Genomic DNA, 19,364 nt, shown 5'->3' with positions numbered 1-19,364 from the left:
TACTGCCGCCCGATCGTCGGGCATAAAAAAGGCGACTTCTCAGTCGCCTTAAAAAATCAGTCCGCCAGCGCCGCTTTCTGCGCCTGGAAGATGGTTTCGATGCCCCCTCGGGCCAGCGCCAATAGCGCCAACAGCTCATCGTGGCTGAACGGCTCGCCTTCGGCGGTACCCTGCACTTCAATCATGCGGCCATCTTCCATCATCACTACGTTCATGTCGGTTTCCGCCGCGGAATCCTCCACATACTCCAGATCGCACAGCGCTTCGCCATTGACGATGCCGACGGAAACCGCCGCCACCATGCCCTTCATCGGGTTGGCTTTCAGCTTGCCGTTGGCCACCAGCGTGTTCAGCGCATCGGCCAGCGCCACGCAGGCGCCGGAGATGGAGGCGGTGCGGGTACCGCCGTCGGCCTGCAGTACGTCGCAGTCGAGGGTGATGGTGAATTCACCGAGCTTTTTCAGATCCACCGCGGCGCGCAGCGAGCGCGCGATCAGGCGCTGGATCTCCAGCGTGCGGCCACCCTGCTTGCCTTTGGCGGCTTCACGGGCATTGCGGCTGTGGGTGGAGCGCGGCAGCATACCGTACTCGGCGGTGATCCAACCTTGCCCCTGGCCTTTCAGGAAGCGCGGAACGCCCTCTTCTACCGTGGCGGTGCACAAGACTTTGGTATCGCCAAACTCAACCAGCACTGAACCTTCAGCGTGTTTGGTATAGTGACGGGTCAGTGTCAGGGGGCGAACTTGCTGTGGTGCTCTGCCTGCAGGACGCATGGGCTCTCTCCGGCTTCAAATCAACTATTGGCTGCGCATTATACGGGCTTCGTGACGTAATGCCTATCCTGCCCGCAGCCGCGACGCTATAATCGCCCCATCTTTTCCTATTACGGGTACGCATCAATGATCCGCAGCATGACCGCCTACGCCCGGCGTGAAATCAAGGGTGAATGGGGCAGCGCAGCCTGGGAGCTGCGTTCCGTTAACCAGCGCTACTTAGAAACCTACATCCGCCTGCCGGAACAATTCCGCAGCCTGGAGCCGGTGATCCGTGAACGTATCCGTGGCCGCCTGACCCGCGGCAAAGTCGAATGCAACCTGCGTTTCGAACTGGATCCAAGCGCGCAAAGCTCGCTGATCCTGAACGAAAAACTGGCCAAACAGCTGGTTGAAGCCGCCAACTGGGTGAAAATGCAGAGCGACGAAGGGGAAATCAACCCGATCGACGTGCTGCGCTGGCCGGGCGTGATGTCCGCGCAGGAGCAGGATCTGGACGCCATCAGTGCCGAGTTGATGCAGGCGCTGGACGGCGCGCTGGATGACTTCATCGTCGCACGCGAAAGCGAAGGCGCCGCGCTGAAAACGCTGATCGAACAACGCCTCGACGGCGTCAGCGCCGAAGTGGTCAAAGTGCGCGCCCAGATGCCGAACATCCTGCAATGGCAGCGCGAACGCCTGGTCAGCAAGTTGGAAGAGGCGCAGGTACAGCTGGAAAACACCCGCCTGGAGCAGGAGCTGGTGCTGATGGCGCAGCGCATCGACGTCGCCGAAGAGCTGGATCGTCTGGAAGCGCACGTGAAAGAGACGCACAACATCCTGAAGAAGAAAGAAGCCGTCGGCCGCCGCCTCGACTTCATGATGCAGGAGTTCAACCGCGAATCGAACACCCTGGCCTCCAAGTCGATCAATGCCGACGTCACCGCTTCCGCCATCGAGCTGAAAGTGCTGATCGAGCAAATGCGCGAGCAGATCCAGAACATCGAGTGATCCTGCCCCGCACGCCATCAAGCCCGCGCCAAGCGGGCTTTTTTATGGCTGCAGCTCAGCGATAAGCGGCCACCTGTTCTTCGCCCATCAGCCCCATTTTCTGCAGCTGCACCGCAATGCTCCAGGTTGAGCGTTCAAACTCATCGCTCAGCGCTTCCAGCGTCGCCCCGGCCGCATGGCTCTCGCGCAACCTCAGCTTTTCCTCTTCCGGCCAAGGGAAGTAGGCATTGGCCGGCCGCCCCTCGGCCAGATTCTTCTGCCGCTTCTCCTCCGGCGTCAGCCGGGCTTTTTTCTGCAGTTCGGCTTCACCGTCGAACTCGTTGGCCAACGCGAACAGCAGGCGGATAGCCTCCGGCGCGCAGGCCGCCGAAGCCGGTCTCAATAGCTCGCCGGTGTCGGGATTAATCCCGTTGGCCAGCGCCCTGAGCAACATGCCGGTATTCATTGTTCGCCTCCTTATCCGAGAAGATGCGCCGATCATGGCGCCTTGTTCAGGCATTTTTCTTTGCCTCCCTCGAGAAAACCACGCTTTACGCCATGAAAAAGCACCAGTTGCGAGCCAGATTCCAGGCGTTTGCACGCGAGTGACAGTGATTGCATCAGGTTGCGAGCCGGCAGGCCCCTGGGGAACCGGCTCACCGGGAAGCTTATGAAAAACTGCCGGACAGCGCGTGTGGATGACATTTGGCAAGATATCCCGCATGCCATAAGTATTTTGTTCTAATTATCACGCAAGGTAATGAAAGGACGTCGATGCTGTGGCTAAATGTGTTTTTTCTCTGCCCGTGAACCGTACGGACCGTTTATGCCACAAATTCTGCAATTTATTATGGCTCTGGTGGTGATCATCGCCCTGGCGCTGCTGGTCAGCAATAATCGCAAGAAAATCCGCCTGCGCTATATCATCCAGCTGCTGGTGATCGAAGGCGCGCTGGCCTATTTCTTCCTGCACTCCGCCAGCGGGCTCAGCGTGATCAAACACGTCGCCGGCTTCTTCGACACCCTGCTCGCCTACGCCGCCCAAGGATCGGAGTTCGTGTTCGGCGGCATGAGCAAGGATGGCCTGGCGTTCATCTTCCTCGGCGTTTTGTGCCCTATCATCTTTATTTCCGCCCTGATCGGCATTTTGCAGCATTTCCGCATCCTGCCGCTGATCATCCGCCTGGTCGGCACCCTGCTATCCAAGGTCAACGGCATGGGCAAGCTGGAGTCGTTCAACGCCGTCAGCACGCTGGTGCTGGGGCAGTCGGAGAACTTCATCGCCTATAAAGGCATCATCGGCGATATCTCGCCGCGCCGCATGTACACCATGGCCGCGACCGCCATGTCGACGGTATCGCTCTCCATCGTCGGCGCCTACATGTCGATGATCGACGCGCAGTACGTGGTGGCGGCATTGATCCTTAATATGTTCAGCACCTTCATCATTCTGTCGATCATCAACCCGTATCAGGTCGAAGACGAGCCGGAGCTGAAGCTGAACAAACTGCATGAAGATCAGAGCTTCTTCGAAATGTTGGGCGAGTACATTCTGGCCGGCTTCAAAATTGCGATGATCATCGCGGCGATGCTGATCGGCTTTATCGCGCTGATCTCCGCCGTCAATGCGCTGTTCTCCGCGGTGCTCGGCATCAGCTTCCAGCAGATCCTCGGCTATGTGTTCTATCCGCTGGCCTGGCTGATCGGCATCCCGGCGGAGGAGGCCCTGAAGGCGGGCAGCATCATGGCGACCAAGCTGGTGGCCAACGAATTCGTGGCGATGATTGAGCTGAAGAAAATCGCGGCGGAGCTGTCGCCGCGCGGGCTAGGTATTCTGTCGGTGTTCCTGGTGTCGTTCGCCAACTTCGCCTCCATCGGCATCGTCGCCGGCGCCATCAAGGGGCTGAACGAGCAGCAAGGCAACGTAGTTTCCCGTTTTGGCCTGAAGCTGGTTTATGGCTCGACGCTGGTGAGCCTGCTGTCAGCGGCCATCGCCGGCCTGGTGCTGTAATCCCCACTCCCGGCCGCATGGCCGGGAGTTCGCTTTAAAACGCCACGCACACCGGCGCATCCACCCGCATCACCGAATCCTGCGCAAACTGCTGCTTATAGCCGCTGCGCAGCGCCTCGATATTCGCCTCGCTCTCTTTGCCCGGCGCATGGATCAACAGCAGCGCCTTGCTGTTCTCGCGCGCCAGCTTGCCGTCGTGGCCCAGCCACTGCCCTTTGGCATCAAAGACCGTCAACCCGTCTTTAAAACGCGGCGTCACCTGGCTGTCGACGAAGGTTTGCCACTCGGCGGCGGTGATCGCCGGCCCCGCCGGGCGATTCAGGCCGAAGTAGAGCGTTGTTTGCATCATCGGATCGCCGGTGTGGCAAGCCGGAGCGGGTGACACAGCCTGATGGCCTGGCGCCACGCAGCCGCTCAGCAGCAGGGCGGCCACCACGGCGCCGGCGGCCAGTTTCGGGGAGTTTTTCATCTGCAGTCTCGGTTTCTCGGTTGAAGGATTAGCTGCAAAAAGCATAGTCAGCGATGGAAACCAGCGCGAAATTTCTAATGCTTTTATCAACAGCCAGATGTTAAAAAAGGCTGGTTATCGGCAATAAAAACGGAGTTTGGATTAGCTAAATTAATCCGAAACACCATCAGTGAAAAAAACTCAGTGGCGCGCGCCATCGGCGGCGATTACCCTGCCGGCCATCATTCTGACGCAAGTACGCTGTGAATCCCTTATGTTACTGAGCATCCTTTATATCATCGGCATCACCGCCGAAGCCATGACCGGCGCGCTGGCGGCCGGCCGCCGCCAAATGGACATGTTCGGCGTGATCATCATCGCTTCGGTCACGGCGATCGGCGGCGGGTCGGTGCGCGATATGCTGCTCGGGCATTTTCCATTGGGCTGGGTCAAACACCCGGAATACATCGTCATCGTCGCGATAGCGGCGATCGTCACCACCTGGGTGGCCCCCCTGATGCGCCATCTGCGCCGCCTGTTCCTGGTGCTCGACGCCGTCGGCCTGATCGTCTTCTCCATCATCGGCGCGCAGGTGGCGCTGGATATGGGGCACAGTGCGATTATCGCCGCCATCGCCGCAGTGATCACCGGCGTCTTCGGCGGGGTGCTGCGCGATATGTTCTGCAACCGTATCCCGCTGGTTTTCCAGAAAGAGATCTACGCCGGCATCTCCTTCAGCGCCGCCTGGCTGTATATCGGCCTGCAGCACCTCAGCCTGCCGCACAATCTGGTGGTGATCCTCACGCTGGTCGCCGGCCTGAGCGCGCGCCTGATCGCCCTGCGCTTCCGCCTCGGCCTGCCGGTGTTCAACTACCAGCATCCGGATCACTGATCGTCCGGCAGCATGTACCGCGCCAGATAATCCACGAACACCCGGACTTTCGGCAACATGTGCCGGTTAGAGGGCCACACGGCAGAAAACGCGCCGCGCTCGGGCGTGCTGTCTTGCAGCACCGCCGTCAGCTGCCCGCCGCGCAGGGCCTGGCTCAAAGTGAAATCCGGCAGGTAGGCGATGCCCAATCCCTGCTGCGCCGCATGGATTAGCGCCTCAACGCTGCTGAAACTCATCGTCACCGGCAACCTTAACGACAGCGCCTCATCGTCGGCGCTCAGCCGCCACGCCTGCAACTGCTGCCCGCCCGGGAAGCGATAACGCAAACAAGCATGCTCGAGCAGATCCGTCGGTTTCAACGGCGTTCCGCGCCGGCGGAAGTAGTCCGGCGCGCCGACCAAAACCTGGCGAAACGGTCCAAGACGCCGCGCCATCAGGCGGGAATCAGCCAGCTCTCCGCCGCGAACCGCCACATCAACGCCCTCGGCGATCAGATCCGCGATGCGATCGTTGAAGTCCACATCCAACTCAATCTCAGGATAACGCGCGGTAAAATCAGCCAACAGCGGCACCAGCATGCGGTAACCGATGGCAGGCATGCTGACGCGCAGCTTGCCGCGCGGCGCCTCTGAAATACGTGCCATCTCGGCTTCAGCGTTCTCGATATCACTAACAATACGCCGGCAGCGTTCGTAAAATAGCGCCCCTTCCTCCGTCAAATTGATGCGCCGGGTGCTGCGGTTGAACAGCCTGACGCCCAACGACGCCTCCAGCCGCGCCACGCTTTTACCCACCGCCGAGGCCGACACCCCCAATCGCTCCCCAGCAGCGACAAAGCTGCACGATTCGGCAGCGCGAACAAACGCCAGCAGCCCACTCAAACTTTCCATATGGCCCCCATTAGAGCGTTTTTGTCCTGAAAGTGTGGAATTCAGCCTTATTTTTAACCTATTCAGTCTTATTTATCATCCATACCCATCGAAACCACCGCATCAGGAATCGCCCATGAACGCTCATCCATCCCGGAATGCGCCCCCGCAGCGCTGGCTCATACTCTTTTCCGTGTGTCTCGCAGGCCTGATCATGCCGCTGAGCTTTACCGGCCCCGCAGTCGCGCTCACCGCAATCGCTAAAGATTTGGGCGGCGGACTGGTCGCGCTCAGTTGGGTCACCAACGCGTTTATGCTGACCTTCGGCTGCAGCCTGATGCTCGCCGGAGCGCTCGCCGATCGTTTTGGCCGCAAGCGCGTGTTTATCTGTGGATTGGCGGCGCTCGCGCTCAGCGCTCTGCTCATGAGCGCGGCGCAAGACATTATGTCCTTCGACGCGATACGAGCGCTGCAAGGCATCTCCGCCGCGGCCGCACTGGCCGGCGGAACCGCAAGCCTGGCCCAGGTATTTAACGGGCCGGAGAGAAGCAAGGCCTTCAGCCTGCTGGGCACCACGTTCGGCATCGGGCTGGCATTCGGTCCGCTGCTGGCCGGCACGCTGACGCAGCTCTTCGGCTGGCGCGCACTTTTTCTCTGCCTGGCGCTGCTCAGCGCCATTGCGTTGTTCAGCGGCCAGCGCGATATGCCCGAATCGCGCGATCCCGCCGCCTCTCGCCTCGATTGGCCCGGCGCCATCGTCTTTACGCTGGCGCTGTCGCTGTTGACTTACGCCGTGCTGCTGGCGCCCGACAGCGGCTGGAGCAGCGCGCAAGTCATTAGGCCGCTGACCGGCTCGCTGCTGTTTATGCTGGCTTTTATCCTGATTGAACGCCGCACCGCTCGGCCGATGCTCGATCTGTCGCTGTTTCGCTACCCGCGCTTTGTCGGCGTACAGCTGTTGGCGGCAGCGCCGGCCTATTCGTACGTGGTGTTGCTGGTGCTGCTTCCCCTCCGATTTATCGGCATCGAGGGTTACAGCACCGTGGAAACCGGCATGATGATGCTGACGTTGTCCGCACCAATGCTGGCGCTGCCGCTGCTGACCGGGGCATTCGCTCACCGCTTTTCCGCCGGCGCCGTTTCCAGCCTAGGCTTGTTGATTTGCGCCGCCGGGCTGGCATGGCTGGCGCACTATGCGCCGGGGCAATCGCTCGCGCGGCTACTGCTACCGATGCTGACCATCGGTTGCGGTATCAGCTTGCCCTGGGGATTGATGGACGGTTTAGCCGTCAGCGTCGTGCCGCGAGAGCGAGCGGGCATGGCGACCGGCATTTTCAGCACCGTTCGCGTCGCGGGGGAAGGCATTGCATTGGCGATCGTCGGTGCCCTGTTGGCCTTGTTGGTTGGGCGCCATCTCGCTCCCCCAACCGCAAACGCCGCCGGCGCGCACGCCCTGGCCATGGGGGATATGCCGCGGGCGACCGCCCTGCTCAATGCGGACGCCGCACGGCTGAAGCACGCCTACGAACTGGCTTTCCAGAATCTGCTGTACCTACTCGCCCTGACGACGCTGGCGTCCGCCGTCATTATCTTTCTCTTTCTCCGCCACCCCGCACGGGAAACCCCTTCGTCCGCCCCACGCATTACCGACGCGCCGTAATCTGACATGGCCTCGCCGCCGAGGCCAAAACAGCTGAAATGTTGCCCTTCGACGCGCAAATTCGCTCATTCGCCGCTTTTTCCGCGCAAAGCGGCGGGCAAAATGCGAGCTAACGCTGCACCCGGCGCGTTAGCCGTGTATACTGTGCGGAGAAAATACACATCCGCTGTTATTGGCATATCAACCGTTATCAACGAACATCATCATGGCTCAAGGCACGCTTTATATTGTCTCTGCTCCCAGTGGCGCAGGTAAATCAAGTCTGATTCAGGCTTTGTTAAAGACGCAACCGCTGTACGACACGCAGGTTTCGGTTTCGCACACCACGCGCGACAGCCGCCCGGGTGAAAATCACGGCGAACACTATTTCTTCGTCTCGAAAGACGAATTCCGCCGGATGATCGAGCAGGACGCGTTTCTTGAGCACGCCGAAGTGTTCGGCAACTATTACGGCACCTCGCGCGCCGCCATCGAACAAGTGTTGGCGACCGGCGTAGACGTGTTTCTGGATATCGACTGGCAGGGCGCGCAGCAAATCCGCGCCAAAATGCCGCAGGCGCGCAGCATCTTCATTCTGCCGCCGTCGAAGGAAGAACTGGGCCGCCGCCTGCGCGGGCGCGGGCAGGATTCCGAAGAGGTGATCGCCAAGCGCATGGCTCAGGCCGTGGCGGAAATGACGCATTATGCGGAGTACGATTACCTGATTGTGAACGATGATTTCGATCTGGCGCTGTCCGATCTGAAGACCATCATTCGCGCCGAACGCCTGCGTTTGGGCCGCCAGTTGCTGCGGCATGACGCTTTAATCAGCAAACTATTGGCAGACTGAAGGCAGTTTCAGTATCATGCCCAGTCTTTTCGTCACCTGTGGAGTAGCACAAATATGGCACGCGTAACTGTTCAAGACGCTGTAGAGAAAATTGGTAACCGTTTTGACCTGGTGTTGGTCGCTGCTCGTCGGGCGCGTCAGATCCAGACCGGCGGCAAAGATGCACTGGTTCCGGAAGAGAACGACAAGTACACCGTTATCGCCCTGCGCGAAATCGAAGAAGGCCTGATCACCAGCCAGATCCTCGACGTGCGTGAGCGCCAGGAACAGCAAGAGCAGGAAGCCGCAGAGATTCAAGCGGTTACCGCGATTGCTGAAGGTCGTCGTTAATTAGACTGCGAGTCCGCCTTGTACCTGTTTGAAAGCCTGAATCTGCTGATTCAACGTTACCTGCCCGAGGAGCAGATTAAGCGCCTCAAACAGGCATACCTCGTCGCGCGCGACGCGCACGAGGGCCAGACACGCTCCAGCGGTGAGCCTTACATTACTCACCCGGTCGCCGTGGCCTGCATCCTGGCGGAAATGCGTCTCGATCACGAGACGCTGATGGCGGCATTGCTGCACGACGTCATCGAAGACACCCCAGCCACCTATCAAGATATGGAACAGCTGTTCGGCAAGAGCGTCGCCGAACTGGTTGAGGGCGTCTCCAAGCTCGACAAGCTGAAGTTCCAGGACAAGAAAGAAGCGCAGGCGGAAAACTTCCGCAAGATGATCATGGCGATGGTGCAGGATATCCGCGTCGTGCTGATCAAGCTGGCCGACCGTACGCACAACATGCGCACCCTCGGTTCGCTGCGCCCCGACAAACGCCGGCGCATCGCGCGTGAAACCCTGGAAATCTACAGCCCCCTCGCCCACCGTCTGGGTATTCATCACCTGAAGACCGAGCTGGAAGAGCTGGGCTTCGAGGCGCTGTACCCGAACCGCTATCGCGTGATCAAGGAAGTGGTGAAAGCCGCGCGCGGCAACCGCAAAGAGATGATTCAAAAAATCCTCTCCGAGATCGAAGGGCGGCTGACCGAAGCCGGCATCGCCTGCCGCGTCAGCGGGCGGGAAAAACACCTCTACTCCATCTACCTCAAGATGCACCTCAAAGAACAGCGTTTCCATTCCATCATGGATATCTACGCGTTCCGGGTGATCGTGAAAGAGGTCGATACCTGCTACCGCGTGCTCGGCCAGGTGCACAGCCTGTACAAACCGCGCCCGGGGCGAGTGAAAGATTACATCGCCATTCCCAAGGCCAACGGCTATCAATCGCTGCATACCTCGCTGATCGGCCCGCACGGCGTGCCGGTCGAAGTGCAGATCCGCACCGAAGACATGGATCAGATGGCTGAGATGGGGGTGGCCGCGCACTGGGCTTACAAGGAAAGAGAACAGGGCGAAACCGGCACCACGGCGCAGATCCGCGCCCAGCGCTGGATGCAAAGCCTGCTGGAGCTGCAGCAAAGCGCCGGCAGTTCGTTTGAATTTATCGAGAGCGTCAAATCCGATCTGTTCCCGGATGAGATTTACGTTTTCACCCCGGAAGGCCGCATCGTCGAGCTGCCCGCCGGCGCCACGCCGGTCGATTTCGCCTATGCGGTGCATACCGATATCGGCCATGCCTGCGTCGGCGCGCGCGTCGATCGTCAGCCTTACCCGCTGTCGCAGTCGCTGACCAGCGGTCAGACCGTCGAGATCATCACCGCACCGGGCGCGCGGCCCAACGCCGCCTGGCTGAACTTCGTGGTCAGCTCGAAAGCGCGCGCCAAAATTCGCCAGATGCTGAAGAATCTCAAGCGCGACGACTCCGTCGGCCTCGGCCGCCGTCTGCTCAACCACGCGTTGGGCGGCAGCCGCAAGCTGGCCGAAATCCCGCAGGAAAACATTCAGCACGAGCTGGACCGCATGAAGCTGGCGACGCTGGACGATCTGCTGGCGGAAATCGGCCTCGGCAACGCCATGAGCGTGGTGGTGGCGAAGAACCTGCAGGGCGATCAGTCCAGCCTGGGCGCTTCCTCCGGCGTGCGTAACCTGGCCATCAAGGGCGCCGACGGGGTGTTGATCACCTTCGCCAAGTGCTGCCGTCCGATTCCGGGCGACCCGATTATCGCTCACGTCAGCCCGGGCAAAGGGCTGGTGATCCACCATGAATCCTGCCGCAATATTCGCGGCTATCAGAAAGAGCCTGAGAAGTTCATGGCGGTCGAGTGGGATAAAGAGACCGAGCAGGAGTTCATCGCCGAGATCAAGGTGGACATGTTCAACCACCAGGGCGCGCTGGCCAACCTGACGGCGGCGATCAACGCAGCCGAGTCCAATATTCAGAGCCTGAACACCGAAGAGAAAGACGGTCGGGTTTATAGCGCCTTTATCCGCTTGACCACCCGCGATCGCATCCATCTGGCAAACATCATGCGTAAAATCCGTATCATGCCGGATGTGATCAAAGTTAACCGCAACCGAAACTAGCGCTTATGAGTCCTGAACGCTATGCGCGGATTTGTGAAATGCTCGCGACCCGGCAGCCGGATTTGACGGTCTGCCTGGAGCAAGTGCACAAACCGCATAACGTCTCCGCCATTATCCGCACCGCCGACGCCGTCGGCGTGCATCAGGTCCACGCCGTGTGGCCCACCACCCGCATGCGCACCCTGGTTTCCTCCGCCGCCGGCAGCAACAGCTGGGTCAGCGTCAAAACCCATCGCTCCATCGGCGACGCGGTCGGTCACCTGAAAGCGCAGGGCATGCAAATTCTGGCCACCAATCTGTCTGCGCGCGCGGTCGATTTCCGCGAGGTGGATTACACCCGGCCCACCTGCGTGCTGCTCGGCCAGGAAAAAACCGGCATCACCGAAGAAGCGCTGGCGCTGGCCGATCAGGACATCGTCATTCCGATGATCGGCATGGTGCAATCGCTCAACGTCTCCGTGGCCTCGGCACTGATCCTGTATGAAGCGCAGCGCCAGCGGCAGAACGCCGGCCTGTATCGCCGCGACAACAGCATGCTGGATGAAGAAGAGCAGCAGCGTCTGCTGTTCGAAGGTGGCTACCCGGTGCTGGCCAACGTGGCCAAGCGCAAAGGGCTGCCACGCCCGCAGATTGACGAGCAGGGCCAGGTGATCGCCAGCGCCGAATGGTGGGCGGCCATGCAGGCGACGGTGCGCAAATGAAAGGCCGCCTGCTGGATGCTGTCCCACTCACCACGCTTTCCGGGGTTGGCGCCAGCCAGGCGGGCAAACTGGCCAAGCTTGGCCTCGAGACCATTCAGGATCTGCTGCTGCACCTGCCGCTGCGCTACGAAGACCGCACTCGCCTCTACCCGATCAACGATCTGCTGCCGGGCATCTACGCCACGGTAGAAGGGGAAGTGCTGCGCAGCGACATCAGCTTCGGCCGCCGCCGCATGCTGACCTGCCAGATCAGCGACGGTACCGGCATCCTCACCATGCGGTTCTTCAACTTCAACGCCGCGATGAAGAACAGCCTGGCCACCGGCCGCCGCGTGACCGCCTACGGCGAGATCAAACGCGGCAACCACGGCGCGGAGATCATCCATCCGGAATACCGCATTCAGGGCGAAGCCAGCGAAGTCGAGCTGCAAGAGTCTCTGACGCCGGTCTACCCCACCACCGAAGGGGTGCGGCAAGCCACGCTGCGCAAGCTGACCGATCAGGCGCTGGAGCTGCTGGATACCTGCGCCATCGCCGAACTGCTGCCGCCGGAGTTGAGCGGCGGCCTGATGAGCCTGCCGCAGGCGCTGCACACCCTGCATCGCCCGCCGCCGGACATCCAGCTGGCGGATCTGGAGCTGGGCAAACACCCGGCGCAAAAACGCCTGATCCTCGAAGAGCTGCTGGCGCATAACCTCAGCATGCTGGCGGTACGCGCCGGCGCCCAGAGTTACCAGGCGCAGCCGCTGCTGCCGGACGATCGGCTGAAAAACCGTTTTCTCGCCCAGCTGCCGTTCTCGCCGACCGGCGCGCAAACGCGCGTGGTGGCCGACATCGAAGCCGATATGCAAAAAGACTTCCCGATGATGCGACTGGTGCAGGGCGACGTCGGCTCCGGCAAAACGCTGGTGGCGGCGCTGGCGGCGCTGCGCGCTATCGCGCACGGCAAGCAGGTGGCGCTGATGGCGCCGACCGAGCTGCTGGCCGAGCAGCACGCCAACAATTTCCGCCAGTGGTTCGAACCGCTGGGGCTGGAGGTCGGCTGGCTGGCCGGCAAACAGAAAGGCAAGGCGCGCATCGCGCAGCAGGAGGCCATCGCCAGCGGTCAGGTGTCGATGGTGGTCGGCACCCACGCCATCTTCCAGGAGCAGGTGCAATTTAACGGCCTGGCGCTGGTGATCATCGATGAGCAGCACCGCTTCGGGGTGCATCAGCGGCTGGCGCTGTGGGAGAAAGGCGAAGAACAGGGCTTCCACGCCCATCAGCTGATCATGACCGCCACGCCGATCCCACGCACGCTGGCGATGACCGCCTATGCCGATCTCGATACCTCGGTCATCGACGAGCTGCCGCCGGGCCGCACGCCGGTGACTACCGTCGCCATTCCCGATACCCGCCGCGCCGACATCATTCAACGGGTGAAGAGCGCCTGTCTGGAAGAGGGGCGGCAGGCTTACTGGGTGTGCACGCTGATCGAAGAGTCCGAACTGCTGGAAGCGCAGGCGGCGGAAGCCACCTGGGAAGAATTGAAAACCGCGCTGCCGGAGCTGAAGGTGGCGCTGGTGCACGGCCGCATGAAAGCGCAGGAAAAGCAGGCGGTGATGCAGGCGTTTAAACAGGGCGAGCTGCAGCTGTTGGTCGCCACTACGGTGATCGAAGTCGGCGTCGACGTGCCGAACGCCAGCCTGATGATCATCGAAAACCCGGAGCGGCTGGGCCTGGCGCAGCTGCACCAGCTGCGCGGCCGCGTAGGACGCGGCGCCGTGGCCTCACACTGCGTGCTGCTGTACAAAACGCCGCTGAGCAAGACTGCGCAAACGCGCCTGCAGGTGCTGCGTGACAGCAACGACGGCTTCGTCATCGCGCAGCGCGATCTGGAGATCCGCGGCCCGGGCGAGCTGCTTGGCACCCGCCAGACCGGCAGCGCCGAATTCAAGGTGGCGGACCTGCTGCGCGACCAGGCGATGATCCCCGAAGTGCAGCGCGTCGCTCGCCATCTCCATCAGCACTATCCGGAGCACGCCCAGGCGCTGATAGAACGCTGGCTGCCGGAGAAGGCACGCTACTCCAACGCATAAAAAAGGGCGCCGCAGGCGCCCTTTTCATTATGACTCGCGATATCACCCCACCGCCGGGAACACCGGCAGCAGCAGATACAGCTTGATGACGATGGCATTGGCGATATCGATAAAGAACGCCCCCACCATCGGTACTACCAAAAACGCCACGTGCGACGGGCCGAAGCGATCGGTGATCGCCTGCATGTTGGCGATCGCCGTCGGCGTGGCGCCCATGCCGAAGCCGCAGTGGCCGGCAGCCAGCACCGCCGCGTCGTAGTTTTTACCCATCACCCGGTAGGTAACGAAGATCGCGTACAGCGCCATGACCAGCGTCTGCACCGCCAGGATCGCCAGCATCGGCAGCGCCAGCGAGGCCAGCTCCCACAGGCGCAGGCTCATCAGTGCCATCGCCAGGAACAGCGACAGGCTGACGTTGCCCAGCACCGATACCGCCCGCTCGAACACGGTATAAAAACCGGTGAAGGCCAACGTGTTGCTGAGGATTACCCCGACGAACAGCACGCAAACGAAGTTCGGCAGTTCAAACACCGTGCCGCTCAGCAGGCCGGCAATCAGCTGCCCCAGGCTCAGACAGATGGCGATCATGGCGATGGTTTCGATCATCACCAGCGAGGTGATCAGGCGACCGCTTTCCGGCTTCTCGAAGCCGCTCGGCTGCACGCTGTCTTCCGGGGTGCCCTCCGGCGTGGAGGAGTGCTTGACCAGATAGCGCGCCACCGGGCCGCCGATCAGGCCGCCCAGCACCAGCCCGAAGGTGGCGCAGGCCATGGCGACTTCCGTCGCGTTTTCAAAACCGTAGCGCTCGATGAACAGCTTGCTCCAGGCCGCCCCGGTACCATGCCCGCCCGACAGGGTGATCGACCCGGCGATCAGGCCCATCAGCGGATCCAGCCCCAGCATTTTCGCCATGCCGATACCGATGGCGTTCTGCACGATAAGCAACCCCAGCACCACGAACAGGAACACCACCAGCACCTTGCCGCCGGCGCGCAAACGCGCCAGGTTGGCGTTCAGGCCGATGGTGGCGAAGAAGGCCAGCATCAGCGGGTCCTTCAGCGACATGTCAAAACTGATTTCCCAGTTGACGAGCTTTTTCAGGGCTAACAGCAGGAGAGCCACCAGCAAACCGCCGGCGACGGGAGCAGGAATGGTATATTTTCGCAGCAGAGGAATGGTTCTGACGCACTTGCCCCCGAGGAGCAAAACCAGCGTCGCCGCGACTAACGTGCCATAAGTATCAAGATGAAACATCCAGGTACTCCATGTAAGGGAAAAGATCCAAATAAAAATAATAAGTTATAGAAAACCACTTAGTTTTTAAACTTGATGAGTGCAGGATTAAAAGTAAAAAACGCTGAGATGACAAGAAAAAATGAATGAAAATGCGACATAAGCGAGAAAGTCGGCAACATAATATTTACGCGCAACCGTTTGCTTTTGCGGGGCGGAGCATTAAAATGCCTGCTTTGCCGTATCTGGAAACGCCACACCATGAGCATGTCATCCTCCGAGCTTGATGCCGCGCGCCAAGCCGCCTCAGAACCCCGCGCCAGTGAACTGATTTATCGCCTGGAAGATCGCCCGCCGCTGCCGCAAACGCTGTTTGCCGCCGGCCAGCATCTGCTGGCGATGTTCGTCGCGGTGATCACTCCGGCCCTGCTGATCTGCCAGGCGCTGGGCCTGCCGGCACAGGATACCCAGCACATCATCAGCATGTCGCTGTTCGCCTCCGGTCTGGCTTCCATTCTGCAAATCAAAACCTGGGGGCCGGTGGGTTCCGGGCTGCTGTCGATTCAGGGCACCAGCTTCAACTTCGTTTCGCCGCTGATCATGGGCGGTCTGGCGCTGAAAAACGGCGGCGCCGACGTGCCGACCATGATGGCCGCGCTGTTCGGCACCCTGATGGTCGCTTCCTGCACCGAAATTTTGCTGTCGCGCGTGCTGCATCTGGCGCGCCGCATCATCACCCCGCTGGTTTCCGGCATCGTGGTGATGATCATCGGCCTGTCGCTGATTCAGGTCGGCCTGACCTCGATCGGCGGCGGCTACGCCGCGATGAACGATCACAGCTTCGGCTCGCCGAAAAACCTGCTGCTGGCCGGCGCGGTGCTGGCGGTGATCATCCTGCTGAACCGCCAGCGCAACCCTTATCTGCGCGTGGCTTCGCTGGTGATCGCCATGGCGGTCGGCTATCTGTTGGCCTGGGCGATGGACATGCTGCCCGCCGACGCACCGGCGGCCCCCACGGCGGCGATCACCATCCCCACGCCGCTCTATTACGGCCTGGGCTTCGACTGGAACCTGCTGCTGCCGCTGATGCTGATCTTTATGGTCACCTCGCTGGAAACCATCGGTGACATCACCGCCACCTCCGACGTCTCCGAACAGCCGGTCAGCGGGCCGCTGTACATGAAGCGCCTGAAGGGCGGCGTGCTGGCCAACGGCCTGAACTCGATGCTGTCGGCGGTGTTCAACACCTTCCCCAACTCCTGCTTCGGCCAGAACAACGGCGTGATCCAGCTGACCGGCGTCGCCAGCCGTTACGTCGGCTTCGTGGTGGCGCTGATGCTGATCGCGCTGGGGCTGTTCCCGGCGGTGGCCGGCTTCGTACAGCACATTCCCGAGCCGGTCCTGGGCGGCGCGACCATCGTGATGTTCGGCACCATCGCCGCCTCCGGCGTGCGCATCGTGTCGCGCGAGCGTCTGAACCGTCGCGCCATCATGATCATGGCGCTGTCGCTGGCCGTCGGCATGGGCGTCTCCCAGCAACCTCTGATCCTGCAGTTCGCGCCGGACTGGCTGAAAACCCTGCTCTCTTCCGGCATCGCCGCCGGCGGCATTACCGCCATCGTGCTGAACCTGGTGTTCCCGCAGGAACACGAGAAAAAGTAACCCGTCCATTGATGTTCAAACGGCCGCTTGCGGCCGTTTTTTATTGTCTATCAGACCATTGCCCTTGAGATGCCCGGCCAATTGCGGCATAAACAGGGTATCTTTTTTGACCGATGCGGATGTAGACGATGAAATTTATCGGAAAGCTGTTGCTGACGTTGCTGCTGCTGATCGTGTTGGCGGTGGTGGTGCTGTACCTGGTGGGGCAAACTCGCTGGGCGGCAGGCCGCCTGAGCGCCTGGATCAGCGACAACAGCGAATACCGCCTGTCGATAGGAAAAATCACCCATTCGTGGAGCCAGCCGGACCAGATCGCTCTGGAAGACGTGCAGCTGGCGCGCAACGGCCAGCCGCAGGCGCTGGTCGCCAAACGCGTCGATCTCGGCCTCAGCCTGCGCCAAATCACCGAACCGCGCTATTTCCACAGCGTCACGCTGCGCGACGGCACGTTGAACGTGCAGCCCCAGGCGGCGGCGCTGCCTGTACAGGCCGACGTGCTGCAGCTGAGCAACATGGCGTTGCAGTCCAACGATAGCGAGTGGCAGCTCAACGCGCAGCAGGTCACTGCCGGCATCACGCCGTGGCGCCCGCTGGCCGGCCATCTGCTGGGGGACAACAACCAGTTCCAGTTCAGCGCCGGTTCGATGACGCTGAACGGCATACCCGCCTCGAAGGTGTTGGTGCAGGGGGAGCAAAAACAGGGCCAGCTGCTGTTGAACAACTTCGGCGCCAATCTGGCGCAGGGCGACCTGACCGGCGTGGCCAGCCGCGCCGCCGACGGCAGTTGGCAGGTGGATCGCCTGCGGCTGAGCGGCGTGCGCATGCAGACCCCGTTGACGCTGGCGGAATTCATGCAGCGCTTTACCACGCTGCCGCCGGTCACCCTCAAGCGTTTCGATCTGATCGACGCGCGCCTGGAAGGCAAGGCATGGGCGTTTAACGATCTCGATCTGTCGTTGCAAAACGTCAGCATCGAAAAAGGCGACTGGCGCAGCGAAGACGGCTCGCTCAACGTCAACGCCGGCGACGTGATCAACGGCAGTTTCCACCTGATCGACCCGATCGCCACCCTGCGGCTCTCTTCCGCCGGCATCGCCATTCAGCAATTCACCACCCGCTGGGAAGGCGGGCTGCTGCGCACCTCCGGCAACTGGCTGCGCGCCGGCAAACGCCTGCAGCTGGATGAAGTGGCCATGGCGGCGCTGGAGTACACCCTGCCGATCGACTGGCACGAGCTGTGGCTGAAACCGCTGCCGGACTGGCTGGCGGAGGTGTACGTCACTAAACTGACCACCAACCGCAATCTGATCATCGATATCAACCCGGCATTCCCGTTCCAGATCACCGCGCTGGACGGCTACGGCAGCAACCTGCTGCTGGCGCGCGATCGCCAATGGGGCATCTGGTCCGGCTCGCTGAACCTGAACGGCAGCGAAGCGACCTTCAACAAGATAGACGTGCGGCGCCCTTCGCTGGCGCTGAACGCCGACGCCAATCAGATCGCCGTCACCGAGCTCAGCGCCTTTATGCCTAATGGGTTGCTTGAGGCCAAAGCGACCGTCGATCAGCTGCCGGGCAAGCCGTTCCAGCTGACGCTGCACGGCCGATCGGTACCGATCAACACTTTGCAGCAATGGGGATGGCAGCCGGTGCCGCTGACGGGCGACGGCAACCTTGAGCTGCAGTTGAAAGGGCTGCTGAACAGCGACGGGCCGTTCAAAGCCTCGTTGAAGGGCAATCTGCAGGCCACCGCCGGCGACGGCCAAGCGGTGAACCAACAACTGCCGTAATGCACTGCGCGGCCCGCCCTCAGGGCAGGGCCGCCGCCTTATTCTTCCAGCGCTTCAGAACCGCCCTGATCCAACGGCACATCCGGCTCGGCCGGCAACACCATGTAGGTGCCTTCGAACACCGCGCCTTTATCCTCGTCGCCGAACAGATGTACTTCGGCGTGTACGCGCGCGCGGCGGCCGCGCGCCAGACGCGCCAAATCGCCGCTCAGCGAGCCGAGATCCGCCACCGCCCGCGGCCTGCCGGTGATCGGTTTGCTGTAGCGAATGTGCGCGTCCGCCAGAATGATGGTGCCGCCGAGATGGCGCTCGCGCAGCAGCAGCCAAATCAGCCCCCAGGCGGTCAGCGTCGCCAGCGAGAACAGGCTGCCGGCGAACAGCGTATGGTGTGGATTCTGGTTGCCGATCTCCGGCATGGTGGTGACGAAGCGCTGGCCGGTGTATTGGCTGATGCGCACGCCCATCTTTTCGCTCAGCGGGATATGTTCATACCAGGCCTGCTGCAGTTGGCCACACCAGTCGGGGCGATGCAGGATATCGTCCAGCGTCGCTACCGGTTTGATCATCAAAAAGTGGCGGATCGGGGTGGTCTGCGGCGCAGTGATCTCCCCCTGATTGACGAACCCCAGCTTGGCGAAGAAGTCCACCGCGTCCTCACGGGCGCTACACACCACCCGCTTCACGCCCTCCTGCCGCGCAACGGACTCCAGCGTCATCGCCACCAGCGTCCCCAGCCCTTTATCCTGCAGCGTCGGGTCTACCGCCAGAAAACGGATCGCCGCCTCGTTGTCGGCATTGATGTACAGCCGCCCGATGGCGACGATTTTACCGGCCTCGTCCACCACCATTTGGTGATGGGCCATGGCGTCATAGGCATCCTTTTCCGAACCCACCGGCTGGTGCAGCGGCTTGCGCAGCATTTCCCAGCGAAACTGGTAATACTCCTTCAGTTCTTGCTCTGTTACGGGTACTCGTAGGTGATACATAGA

General features: G+C 61.4%; 17 protein-coding genes. 11 read left to right on the top strand and 6 right to left on the bottom strand.

Translation table 11 applies throughout. The features are described 5' to 3' along the window. Nucleotides 1–56: 56 nt before the first annotated feature. Nucleotides 57–773 (bottom strand): ribonuclease PH, encoded by a 717-nt coding sequence (gene rph / locus EKL15_RS18895; RefSeq protein ID WP_025160305.1) that lies wholly within the window; start codon nucleotides 771–773, stop codon nucleotides 57–59. A gap of 126 nt (nucleotides 774–899) precedes the next feature. Here rph and EKL15_RS18890 point away from each other — a divergent pair, with 126 nt between their 5' ends. Further along, nucleotides 900–1,763 carry a YicC/YloC family endoribonuclease gene (locus EKL15_RS18890; protein ID WP_015379441.1) on the top strand — a complete coding sequence of 288 codons (864 nt, stop codon included), beginning with the start codon at nucleotides 900–902 and terminating at the stop codon, nucleotides 1,761–1,763. Between the two features lie 55 nt (nucleotides 1,764–1,818). On the opposite strand, the gene EKL15_RS18885 is transcribed toward EKL15_RS18890, so the two are convergent. Next, nucleotides 1,819–2,208, bottom strand: a complete 390-nt coding sequence (locus tag EKL15_RS18885) for a hypothetical protein (RefSeq protein WP_084827040.1) — start codon at nucleotides 2,206–2,208, stop codon at nucleotides 1,819–1,821. A gap of 360 nt (nucleotides 2,209–2,568) precedes the next feature. Between EKL15_RS18885 and EKL15_RS18880 the strand changes: the two genes are divergently transcribed. Then, nucleotides 2,569–3,753: a NupC/NupG family nucleoside CNT transporter gene (locus EKL15_RS18880; RefSeq protein ID WP_004931212.1), complete on the top strand. Its 1,185-nt coding sequence runs from the start codon at nucleotides 2,569–2,571 to the stop codon at nucleotides 3,751–3,753. Between the two features lie 34 nt (nucleotides 3,754–3,787). Here EKL15_RS18880 and EKL15_RS18875 read toward each other — a convergent pair whose 3' ends face one another. After that, on the bottom strand, nucleotides 3,788–4,222 hold the full coding sequence (locus EKL15_RS18875; protein WP_055317175.1) for a DUF3574 domain-containing protein: 435 nt from the start codon (nucleotides 4,220–4,222) through the stop codon (nucleotides 3,788–3,790). A gap of 253 nt (nucleotides 4,223–4,475) precedes the next feature. On the opposite strand from EKL15_RS18875, the gene EKL15_RS18870 reads away from it, so the two are divergent. After that, the gene (locus EKL15_RS18870) at nucleotides 4,476–5,093 is read left to right on the top strand and encodes a trimeric intracellular cation channel family protein (RefSeq protein ID WP_025304704.1); all 618 of its coding nucleotides are present in this window, start codon (nucleotides 4,476–4,478) and stop codon (nucleotides 5,091–5,093) included. Here the strand turns inward: EKL15_RS18870 and EKL15_RS18865 are convergent. Then, nucleotides 5,087–5,983, bottom strand: a complete 897-nt coding sequence (locus EKL15_RS18865; protein WP_100397016.1) for a LysR family transcriptional regulator — start codon at nucleotides 5,981–5,983, stop codon at nucleotides 5,087–5,089. The genes EKL15_RS18870 and EKL15_RS18865 overlap by 7 nt on opposite strands. Before the next feature lie 115 nt (nucleotides 5,984–6,098). Here EKL15_RS18865 and EKL15_RS18860 point away from each other — a divergent pair, with 115 nt between their 5' ends. From EKL15_RS18860 to recG, 6 genes are all read left to right on the top strand, one after another. Continuing rightward, on the top strand, nucleotides 6,099–7,622 hold the full coding sequence (locus EKL15_RS18860; RefSeq protein WP_100397015.1) for an MFS transporter: 1,524 nt from the start codon (nucleotides 6,099–6,101) through the stop codon (nucleotides 7,620–7,622). 205 nt (nucleotides 7,623–7,827) lie between these two features. Further along, nucleotides 7,828–8,451, top strand: a complete 624-nt coding sequence (gmk, locus tag EKL15_RS18855; RefSeq protein ID WP_004931218.1) for a guanylate kinase — start codon at nucleotides 7,828–7,830, stop codon at nucleotides 8,449–8,451. 54 nt (nucleotides 8,452–8,505) lie between these two features. Continuing rightward, nucleotides 8,506–8,781 carry a DNA-directed RNA polymerase subunit omega gene (gene rpoZ, locus EKL15_RS18850; RefSeq protein WP_004931221.1) on the top strand — a complete coding sequence of 92 codons (276 nt, stop codon included), beginning with the start codon at nucleotides 8,506–8,508 and terminating at the stop codon, nucleotides 8,779–8,781. A gap of 18 nt (nucleotides 8,782–8,799) precedes the next feature. Further along, entirely contained in the window at nucleotides 8,800–10,911 is a 2,112-nt protein-coding gene (spoT, locus tag EKL15_RS18845; RefSeq protein ID WP_019452189.1) for a bifunctional GTP diphosphokinase/guanosine-3',5'-bis pyrophosphate 3'-pyrophosphohydrolase, read from the top strand. A 5-nt stretch (nucleotides 10,912–10,916) separates the two neighbouring features. Then, nucleotides 10,917–11,612, top strand: coding sequence for a tRNA (guanosine(18)-2'-O)-methyltransferase TrmH (trmH, locus tag EKL15_RS18840; protein WP_060425007.1), 696 nt, complete (start codon nucleotides 10,917–10,919; stop codon nucleotides 11,610–11,612). After that, nucleotides 11,609–13,690 carry an ATP-dependent DNA helicase RecG gene (gene recG, locus EKL15_RS18835; RefSeq protein ID WP_033636486.1) on the top strand — a complete coding sequence of 694 codons (2,082 nt, stop codon included), beginning with the start codon at nucleotides 11,609–11,611 and terminating at the stop codon, nucleotides 13,688–13,690. Before trmH ends, recG begins: the two co-directional genes overlap by 4 nt. A 42-nt stretch (nucleotides 13,691–13,732) precedes the next feature. Here the strand turns inward: recG and gltS are convergent, their stop codons facing one another. Continuing rightward, nucleotides 13,733–14,944, bottom strand: a complete 1,212-nt coding sequence (gene gltS, locus EKL15_RS18830) for a sodium/glutamate symporter (protein ID WP_038872558.1) — start codon at nucleotides 14,942–14,944, stop codon at nucleotides 13,733–13,735. Nucleotides 14,945–15,184: 240 nt separating this feature from the next. Between gltS and EKL15_RS18825 the strand changes: the two genes are divergently transcribed. Together EKL15_RS18825 and EKL15_RS18820 are read left to right on the top strand one after the other, a co-directional pair. After that, the gene (locus EKL15_RS18825) at nucleotides 15,185–16,585 is read left to right on the top strand and encodes an NCS2 family protein (RefSeq protein WP_019452186.1); all 1,401 of its coding nucleotides are present in this window, start codon (nucleotides 15,185–15,187) and stop codon (nucleotides 16,583–16,585) included. Nucleotides 16,586–16,713: 128 nt separating this feature from the next. Then, entirely contained in the window at nucleotides 16,714–18,375 is a 1,662-nt protein-coding gene (locus EKL15_RS18820; RefSeq protein ID WP_100397014.1) for an AsmA family protein, read from the top strand. Between the two features lie 38 nt (nucleotides 18,376–18,413). On the opposite strand, the gene fabY is transcribed toward EKL15_RS18820, so the two are convergent. Next, a complete protein-coding gene (gene fabY, locus EKL15_RS18815; protein ID WP_004931235.1) occupies nucleotides 18,414–19,361 on the bottom strand; it encodes a fatty acid biosynthesis protein FabY in 948 nt (315 codons plus the stop codon). Between the last annotated feature and the right edge of the window lie 3 nt (nucleotides 19,362–19,364).

Origin of the sequence: Serratia sp. 4542 (assembly GCF_016805595.1) — a bacterium.
GTDB classification, from domain to species: Bacteria; Pseudomonadota; Gammaproteobacteria; order Enterobacterales; family Enterobacteriaceae; genus Serratia; species Serratia nevei.
The sequence above is the reverse complement of the archived record's forward strand: the minus strand, read 5'-3'. Positions and strand labels throughout refer to the sequence as shown.

Coding starts and splice junctions, on each gene's coding strand:
- EKL15_RS18885 (WP_084827040.1), bottom strand. CDS start 2,208: ATGAATACCGGCATGTTGCTCAGGGCGCTGGCCAACGGGATTAATCCC.
- EKL15_RS18865 (WP_100397016.1), bottom strand. CDS start 5,983: ATGGAAAGTTTGAGTGGGCTGCTGGCGTTTGTTCGCGCTGCCGAATCG.
- EKL15_RS18870 (WP_025304704.1), top strand. CDS start 4,476: ATGTTACTGAGCATCCTTTATATCATCGGCATCACCGCCGAAGCCATG.
- rph (WP_025160305.1), bottom strand. CDS start 773: ATGCGTCCTGCAGGCAGAGCACCACAGCAAGTTCGCCCCCTGACACTG.
- gmk (WP_004931218.1), top strand. CDS start 7,828: ATGGCTCAAGGCACGCTTTATATTGTCTCTGCTCCCAGTGGCGCAGGT.
- EKL15_RS18890 (WP_015379441.1), top strand. CDS start 900: ATGATCCGCAGCATGACCGCCTACGCCCGGCGTGAAATCAAGGGTGAA.
- trmH (WP_060425007.1), top strand. CDS start 10,917: ATGAGTCCTGAACGCTATGCGCGGATTTGTGAAATGCTCGCGACCCGG.
- EKL15_RS18820 (WP_100397014.1), top strand. CDS start 16,714: ATGAAATTTATCGGAAAGCTGTTGCTGACGTTGCTGCTGCTGATCGTG.
- recG (WP_033636486.1), top strand. CDS start 11,609: ATGAAAGGCCGCCTGCTGGATGCTGTCCCACTCACCACGCTTTCCGGG.
- EKL15_RS18860 (WP_100397015.1), top strand. CDS start 6,099: ATGAACGCTCATCCATCCCGGAATGCGCCCCCGCAGCGCTGGCTCATA.
- EKL15_RS18880 (WP_004931212.1), top strand. CDS start 2,569: ATGCCACAAATTCTGCAATTTATTATGGCTCTGGTGGTGATCATCGCC.
- rpoZ (WP_004931221.1), top strand. CDS start 8,506: ATGGCACGCGTAACTGTTCAAGACGCTGTAGAGAAAATTGGTAACCGT.
- gltS (WP_038872558.1), bottom strand. CDS start 14,944: ATGTTTCATCTTGATACTTATGGCACGTTAGTCGCGGCGACGCTGGTT.
- EKL15_RS18825 (WP_019452186.1), top strand. CDS start 15,185: ATGAGCATGTCATCCTCCGAGCTTGATGCCGCGCGCCAAGCCGCCTCA.
- EKL15_RS18875 (WP_055317175.1), bottom strand. CDS start 4,222: ATGAAAAACTCCCCGAAACTGGCCGCCGGCGCCGTGGTGGCCGCCCTG.
- fabY (WP_004931235.1), bottom strand. CDS start 19,361: ATGTATCACCTACGAGTACCCGTAACAGAGCAAGAACTGAAGGAGTAT.